This is a genomic window from Streptomyces sp. NPDC048612 (assembly GCF_043199295.1).
Taxonomy (GTDB): domain Bacteria; phylum Actinomycetota; class Actinomycetes; order Streptomycetales; family Streptomycetaceae; genus Streptomyces.
The window spans coordinates 44,790-52,005 of record NZ_JBICVV010000037.1 but is presented as its reverse complement, the minus strand read 5'-3'; the positions used below and the strand labels follow the sequence as shown (position 1 = coordinate 52,005).

Below are 7,216 nucleotides of genomic sequence, written 5' to 3'. Positions count from 1 at the left end.
GCTCGCGGACCGCTACCGTGCGGGAGTCGTCCTGGCCTCCCTGATTCTCTGGCTCCGTGAAGCGGCCAGGTAATTATTTGTCAGACAGGCTCTAGCACGGGCTGGAGGATGAGAAGCGAGTAGTGCCTGAGACCTTCCCCGTGGGCGAGGAGACCTGGCAGCTCACCGACCTGACGGGTTGGCCGAGCGAGGACGACTGGACCGTGGTGCTGCACCGCGTCGCGGCCGCCCCGGGCTGAGCACACGTACGCGAAGCAGGCCCCTATCCGGCCCGGCCTGCCGCGCCTCCGTTAACGTCTCGAGGTGTCGGCAGGCACGCGTACCGACGGTCGCGAGGGCGGTACACACGAGGGGGGTACAGGCGTACGCGCTGCGACCTGCGGCCCAACGGGCACGCCGGATCGGACGGCGAGAACGGCCGCGACAGGCAAGACGGGGAGGCAGTACCGGAGCATGGGCCGGCGCTACGAAGTGGACCGATACACCGTCGAGTTGGACGACGACCTCCGGGTCGTCTATCGCAATCCACGCGGTAAGACGCTTCAGCAGGTACCCGACTGGCTCGCGGACAGCCACAGCGCGCGCCGGCTGTACCGGCTGCGGCGGGCGCTGAAGGCACACCGCGAGCAGGCGCGCGTGCTGGCCGAATCCTGGGCCGGGGCGGGCACGCGCGTGCCCATGGCCCTCGCCGAGTCCGACATCGTGTGGCGCGAGGCACTCGACGACGCCGGGGTGGAACCGGTGAAAGACCCGCTCGCGCCGGATGCCGACGAGGCGATGCTGGTTGCGCGGACGTACGTCCATCCCGACGACCACACCATGACGCTCCTCCTGGACACCCCCTTCGCACGCCACTGGGACGTGCTGCTGGCGTCGCGGGAGGAGTGGGCGCTGACGGACACGTTCGCGACCGGCATCCGGGCTGCTCCGGGAGAGACCGGGGGCACCGAGGGCACCGAGGGCACCGACCTCCCGTTCCCCGAGCGGCTGATGGCGGCACACCCCGGCCAGGAACAGGCGGTCCTGGAAGCGGCCTACGCCTTCGGCTGGAGCCTCTGGGGCAGCCCGAGTCTCTACAAGTTCCTCCTGGACAACGATCTGGAGGACCTGGCCGCGACGGCACCCAGGTTCCTCCCCGCGTTCCTCGACGAACTCGCCGACCTATGCCTGAGGGAAGGCGGAAAGCACAAGCAGTACTCCACCGGGTACTTCACGCGCGCAAGGAACGCCGAACGTGAGCAGCACTCCGAGCCCGACGAACACTGGCTCGACGCCCGCTACGCCACCTTCGCGGACCATGGAGCGCTGGCCGGCGGGGCGGTACGCGCGCGTGCCAAGGAACTGGCCCCCGAGGCGCGGTGGTCTCACCGGACCAACTCAGGCGATTCCGCGACACCCTGGTACGACGCGTGCACACGCCCGACGACCTGTGTCCAGGCATGGTCGCGGACCTGCGCAAGGTGGCCCGGGCGGCGGGCGCGCATCCCGAGGGCGAGGTGGCCGCGCTGCTTGAGGGCATCGTGCCGACGATCGGGCTGTGCGCGGGTGACACGGACAAGTTCTGGGTCGACGCCCTGAAGGGGAAGGCCCTGGAGCTGCTGGCCGAGCGACGCCCGGAGACGGTGCACGACGTTCTGCGGCTGGCCCCCGACGACGCGAGCAGTGCGGAGAAGTGGCTGTCTCTGCTCCAACGGAGCGGCGCCCTGGCCCAGTTGACGGGCGAGCGCCCGGGGCTCCCCGTCGGCGAGGCCGCCCGCCTGCTGCACGACTGGCTGGCGAGCGAGCCGACGTCGCGTGTGCGCAGTGACGAGCTGTACGACCTGGCGGTGCGCCTCGCCCCGCGCCTGGCGGCGGACGCCGTCCCGGTGCGCCTGCCCTGTCCCGACCCCGATCCCGCGTCCGGCCGCAGGCGGGCCCTCATCCCGCTCGACCTGGCGGACGAACTTCTCGAACACGGGGTTCCGTTGGCCGACCCTCCGCCGAGACTGGGCGGCCCGGGCGCCGCCAACATGCTCGTCCACCGGCGCCCGCACCTGACCTGGCTGCTCGCCGACCCGCGCTTCGCCCGCGAGCTGCGCAAGGCGCTCGACGCCGAACTCGAACTGGTGGGGCTGCCGGAGGCAGGGATTTCGTACCACCATCACTACCGCCCGCATCGCGCCACCGAACTCGGCAGCTGGCAGAGCACCCCCGGCATCTGCCGCACACCCTTGGGCCGTGAGGCGCTGCACGCCTGGCTGGACCGCCAACGCGCACGCCTGCGCGCAGGCCTCGACCTGAACGGGCTCGTCCGCGTACTCGCCCCCTTCGTGCACGTCGGCGGGGTCGTCGACGAGCTGCTCAAGGACGAGGCGGCGGCGCGGGAGTTCGCGGCTGTGGACGTGGCCGCGCTGGTCATGGCCGACCTTCCGCTCCAGGCGGACCGGCCGGCGGTCGAAGCCCTGATGGCCACGATGAGCCCCCGGGACCTGTTCGGCACCAGGCCCATGTCTGACCTGCGCACACGGATCGACGAGACCCTGCCCGACCTGATCGAGCCACAGGGCCGCCCAGGCCTGGAAGGCGCTCCAGACGGGGGTCAACTGCCAGGAGGGGCTGAGGCGTGTTGTCGGTCGCCTCTCCGGCTGACGCGCCGACACGGACGCGTCGCTTGCTGTGTCACTCGTTGTGGAGGACGTACGACCAGGCGGGCTGGTCACCCGCCCCTCTCATCCGCACCCTCCCATAATCCGGAAGTTCGAGCGGGTTGACGCCTTGACCAATTTGCATGCTACTCGGGCGGCAGTGGCTGCTCTTCGCCATCCTCAAACAGGTATCGAAACATCTCCTGCAGATAGGAATACAGCGCTTCCTCGCTATCAAACTCGATGTCCGTGATTCTTTCATAGTCGGCTGTCGAGATTTCGCGATTGCTCAGTACGGACTTCAGACCTTCTCGTACGCCCTCAACATACCCCGGGCTGAATGCATGCAGAGTTGGACGCAGGGTTGCGCTGGAATCGTACGCCTGCTCATGGTCGAGGTAGACCTTGATGAATCTTTCGAGTTCCCCGTTCACCGAATGCCCCCTACTACGGACGACGTCCGGGGGCGGGGTTTGCGTGCATTGAAACCAACTCCCGCTCGCCGTCGACAAGTCGATACACTGGATCTATGGTGCCGGTGAATTTCGATAGAATCCATCAAACCGCTCATGCCCCTCGCCTTCGAAGATATTCGCAATGAGCACCTCTGTGTCCGGGGGTTCGCCGTCGTTGATGACTCGGTCGCGTACGCATTCGTCCGTTCCAGCCATGCCCTCGGCACCCTTGAGAAGTGCTGCGCAGGGGCCGACCCACCCTGTGCGTATCACCGGACACACAATCCGTGGTTCTTCCGGCCGCTCAACCGGCTTGCTTTGGCGCAGAGCCATTCCCATGCCGGAGCCTGCTCAGCGGCCCTTCTGGTCCCTCAACTCCCTTGCGCCACAGTGCTGTAGCAGATATCCGGCCCAGAGCCGCCCAGCCCTTAGCCATTGGGCCGACGCATGCTGCGGTACAACTCGATGGCGGAGTCCGGCGGAAAGTTGGGGACATAGGTGACGGCTCCGTCCCTTTTGGAGATGACCATGTGGCTTCCCCCCAACGACGCCTGAGTGCCGGGCGGTGGCGGGGGCATGACGGCGTGGATGAGGAATCCGATGTCGAACTCCACCACGTACAACAGCGCCGGGTTTCCTTCCAGATCCAGTACTTCGAATCGGGCGCGAGCGGCGTCCAGTGCCTCTTCGGCAGTGGCGGGGATGGGCTGTACGGGTTCCGGCGCGTCAGGATGCGGCACGGGCTCTCTCCTATCGGTGAAGGAGCGGCTGCGGAGCTGGCGCGGTCATGGGGGTTGAGCTCGGGTTGGCGCGGGGAGTTGGCCGCCGAAACGCCGAGCCGGAGCCGAGCCGACGCCGACGCCGACGCCGAAAACGATACGGCGCAATCACTCGGCCCTGACCGCCTCGACCGTGCTGCTGCGGCGGCCTGCAACGGTGCGACCGATGGCGGCGTCATCGTGTCCGATGGCGTCCCACAGGGATGGCTGTGAGGCTCCACCACCGGCCTGCTTCTCTCCAGTTCACGGGCAGTTGCGGTCTCGTGAGCACCGTTGATCCCCAAGCTCAGAGCGCGGGTTCCATTCCCGTCACCCGGTCCGTAGCGAACCCCCAAGCCCCCGACGGTTCCTCACCTCTTGAGAGCAGGCGTTGCGGGGACCCCTGCCGTCGACCCCCCTCACTCGCCGCTGGGCCGCCAGCGCCCGGCGCTCCGGGCGGCGCTGGCTCCGCCGCAGCCCCACAGCAGCAGGCCCAGGGCGCCACTCACACCGAGGCCGGCGAGCATGAGGGGCAGCGAGGTGTTCGCGTGTCCGTCCGTGACCAGCGGTGTGGCGAGCCAGGAGTAGACGAGGACTCCTACGGCTCCCGACGCGAGGACCGGCGCCAGCAGGCTCCACGCGCTGAGCCCGTAGAAGACCGTGCGGCGGCCGCAGAGCACCGCCACCGGGGCAGCGGCGCGTCCTTGACGCAGGAACTCCGCCTGGGAGTTGAGCGCGAAACCCACGGCGAGCACGCAGGTTCCCAGGAGGCCGAAGAAGAGCAGCCATCCTGACTGGTCGCTGAGCACCTTGCCGCCGCTGATCCAGCCGATGCCCAGGGCGCTGACGCTGCTTCCGGGGGCGAGGGTGCGGTGCGCGGTGTGCTTGATCCGGGCGACGTCGAGAGCGGTTCCGTCACGGGAGAGCAGCAGAGCCGAGTCGCCGGTACCGGCGGGCACCCGTGTGGTGGCGGTGGTGGCGAGGCCGGTGCCGTCTCCGAGGGCGTAGCGCAGGCGTTCATCGGCTTGCGCCACCGGGGTGACCGCGCCCGAACGGCACGGGAGGCGAAGGGCCGTGAGGTCCTGGCATCGGCCGGTGAGACGCGTGGCGCCCCTGGCCTTGTCGAGCGCGACGAGCATGGCTTGCGGGGGCAGTGCTCTCGCGAACTCCGCGGTGAGGCCCTGGGGAGCCGTCACCGTCAGCACGCTGTCCCCGACCGCTTCGTGCACCGCGGTTGCCTGCCGAACGGGTTCGGCCATGCGGGACATCCACAGCTGTGCCTCGCCGGTGAGCCCGATGGCGATCACCACCGAGCACACCAGCCGTGCGGTCGTGGCGGCGGAAGCCGCCATCCAGCGTCCCGAGATCAGGGCGGAAGGGCCGGCCCAGCGGCGGGAGAGTTCCGCCAGGGCCGAGCCGGCTGCCGTGCATGCCGCCGCGATGAGCGACGGCAGGGTGGCGAAGCCGCCGAGGGTTCCCAGGACCTGCAGCAGGACACGCAGCGTGGGCGTGGGGGCGAGCCCGGGCCCGTAGGAGGCTGCCAGCAGGAACAGCGGGCAGGCCCAGCAGGCGAATCTGGTGAGAGCGGCACGGCCCGCGCGCGGGCGGGTGGCCGTGGCCGCCGGCCGGTGGCGGTGCAGCACGGTGACCGCGGAGAGCGCCAGCACCAGCGACAGCACTGCCGCGACGACGAGCCACAGGGCGCCGGCACGCAGGTCCGGTGCGTGGAGGACGAAGTGTGCGAAGGGCACCGGCACGTCGGTCAGGCAGCCCACAACTGCCGGTACCGCCCCGGCCACCGCTCCCAGGGCCGCGGGCAGGGCCGCTTCGCCCAGGACGATGAGTCGCCGGTGAGCGGGCAGCGCGCCCAGGGCGGTGACCAGGGCGGTACGCCGGTCCCGTTCGTCGGCGCCCATACGGGCGGCCAGCACCGTGCAGACACCTGCGGGAAGGAGGAGAAATCCGCCGACGGTGAGCAGGAACTCCCAGAGGGGACGCTGGTTGGTGAAGTCCCCGCTGCCCCACTCCGGCACGCTGCCGAATCCGTGGATCGGGCGTGCCTCCTCAAGTCCCCGCATGCTGTGCGGCGGCCGGACGTAGGCGAAACGCTCTCCGGGAGACGCCAGCCCCTCCGGTCCGATCGTCCCTGCCAACCTGCCATAGCGCTCGCCGACCCGCTCGGCAGCGCCCGCCCGGAGGAGCGCGGGCGAGAGCACCGCCTCGCCGGGGGCGGGCCACGAGGTCAGGCCGGGCGGCGGGTCGGCGGCAGGGCTCACCGGTTCCACCCAGACGACCGTGTACCCGCGCGCGTCATCCAAGGTGTCCTGCTTGAGCAAGTAGCGCGCGAGCGTGGTGCCGTGCCCGGCGGCCACCCGCTGCGGGCTGCGGGCCGCGGTCCGCTCCTCGGTTCCGGCGTAGCCGGCGCACACCGCCACCAGGGAGGTGAGCGCCAGGCACAGTGCCGCCGTCGCGAACGACAGCGCGACGAAGCGGGTGGCACTCCCCGCACGGCCCCGCCGGGCGGCCCGGCCGATCCGCAGCATCTGCCACCGCGTCCCGAATCCGGAGTCGCCCGGAACCCTGGTCATGTCGCCACCCGTTCCGTGTGCAGCAGCCCGTCGCGCAGGCTCAGGTGCCGGTGGGCACGAGCCGCCACGCTCGGATCGTGGGTGGCCACCAGCAGGCCGCACCCCCATTGCTCCGGCAGCGAGAACAACAGATCAGCGACCGTGCTGCGGGCGTCGGGGTCGAGTGAGCCGGTCGGCTCATCGGCCAGGATCAGCGAGGGCTTGTTCATCAAGGCGCGTGCCACAGCGGTCCGTTGACGTTCACCACCGGACAGTTCGCCTGTGGTGGCCGTGGTTCCGGTCACGCCCACCTCGTGCAGGAGACCGGCCGCCCGCTCGTACGCGTCGCTCCGGGACTCGCCGGCCAGCAGGGCCGGCAGCGCCACATTCTCCACGGGAGTCAGTTCCGGGAGCAGTTCCCCGAATTGGAAAACCATACTGAGGTGCTGTGCCCGATGGCGTGCCAGACGCTTGCCCCGCAGCATCGACATATCGCGGCCGGCCACCGAAACCTGTCCCTTGCCGGCGGGAACAAGGCCCAGGACCAGCGACAGCAAGGTGCTTTTCCCGCTACCGCTCGGCCCGGTCACCGCCACGGACTCTCCGGGAGCCAGATCCAGGGTGAGCCCTCGGAGCAGCTGACGCTCGCCGATGCTGTATCTCAGATCGTTGAGACGCAGTATCGGATGAACAGCGGCGCTCGAATCAACCATGCTGATATGCCTCGATAGATACTGCTGACGGCCCGGCAGCGCTATTGGGCCGCCGGGCCGTCAGAAAGGGAGCCCTCACCGGTGGATCAGGCGTTGCGT

The 7,216-nt window shown here is 69.7% G+C and carries 6 protein-coding genes; 3 read left to right on the top strand and 3 right to left on the bottom strand.

Annotation, left to right across the window (positions count from 1 at the left end; genetic code table 11):
• Nucleotides 1-122 precede the first annotated feature (122 nt).
• Nucleotides 123-239 carry a DUF6406 domain-containing protein gene (locus ACGFN2_RS34195; protein ID WP_362613677.1) on the top strand — a complete coding sequence of 39 codons (117 nt, stop codon included), beginning with the start codon at nucleotides 123-125 and terminating at the stop codon, nucleotides 237-239.
• 1,200 nt (nucleotides 240-1,439) lie between these two features.
• Nucleotides 1,440-2,750 carry a hypothetical protein gene (locus ACGFN2_RS34190; RefSeq protein WP_393366723.1) on the top strand — a complete coding sequence of 437 codons (1,311 nt, stop codon included), beginning with the start codon at nucleotides 1,440-1,442 and terminating at the stop codon, nucleotides 2,748-2,750.
• Nucleotides 2,751-2,770: 20 nt separating this feature from the next.
• Here ACGFN2_RS34190 and ACGFN2_RS34185 read toward each other — a convergent pair whose 3' ends face one another.
• Nucleotides 2,771-3,058, bottom strand: a complete 288-nt coding sequence (locus ACGFN2_RS34185; RefSeq protein ID WP_362613672.1) for a hypothetical protein — start codon at nucleotides 3,056-3,058, stop codon at nucleotides 2,771-2,773.
• Nucleotides 3,059-3,663: 605 nt separating this feature from the next.
• On the opposite strand from ACGFN2_RS34185, the gene ACGFN2_RS34180 reads away from it, so the two are divergent.
• Nucleotides 3,664-4,071 carry a hypothetical protein gene (locus ACGFN2_RS34180; RefSeq protein WP_393366721.1) on the top strand — a complete coding sequence of 136 codons (408 nt, stop codon included), beginning with the start codon at nucleotides 3,664-3,666 and terminating at the stop codon, nucleotides 4,069-4,071.
• Between the two features lie 185 nt (nucleotides 4,072-4,256).
• On the opposite strand, the gene ACGFN2_RS34175 is transcribed toward ACGFN2_RS34180, so the two are convergent.
• Both ACGFN2_RS34175 and ACGFN2_RS34170 read right to left on the bottom strand, forming a co-directional pair.
• Nucleotides 4,257-6,425 (bottom strand): FtsX-like permease family protein, encoded by a 2,169-nt coding sequence (locus ACGFN2_RS34175; RefSeq protein ID WP_393366719.1) that lies wholly within the window; start codon nucleotides 6,423-6,425, stop codon nucleotides 4,257-4,259.
• Nucleotides 6,422-7,117 (bottom strand): ABC transporter ATP-binding protein, encoded by a 696-nt coding sequence (locus tag ACGFN2_RS34170; protein WP_362613664.1) that lies wholly within the window; start codon nucleotides 7,115-7,117, stop codon nucleotides 6,422-6,424. The genes ACGFN2_RS34175 and ACGFN2_RS34170 overlap by 4 nt, the downstream gene beginning before the upstream one ends.
• Nucleotides 7,118-7,216: the final 99 nt, after the last annotated feature.

Bases quoted from the DNA above. Each gene is read 5' to 3' on its own strand.
- ACGFN2_RS34170 (WP_362613664.1), bottom strand. From the start codon at position 7,117: ATGGTTGATTCGAGCGCCGCTGTTCATCCGATACTGCGTCTCAACGAT.
- ACGFN2_RS34175 (WP_393366719.1), bottom strand. From the start codon at position 6,425: ATGACCAGGGTTCCGGGCGACTCCGGATTCGGGACGCGGTGGCAGATG.
- ACGFN2_RS34190 (WP_393366723.1), top strand. From the start codon at position 1,440: ATGGTCGCGGACCTGCGCAAGGTGGCCCGGGCGGCGGGCGCGCATCCC.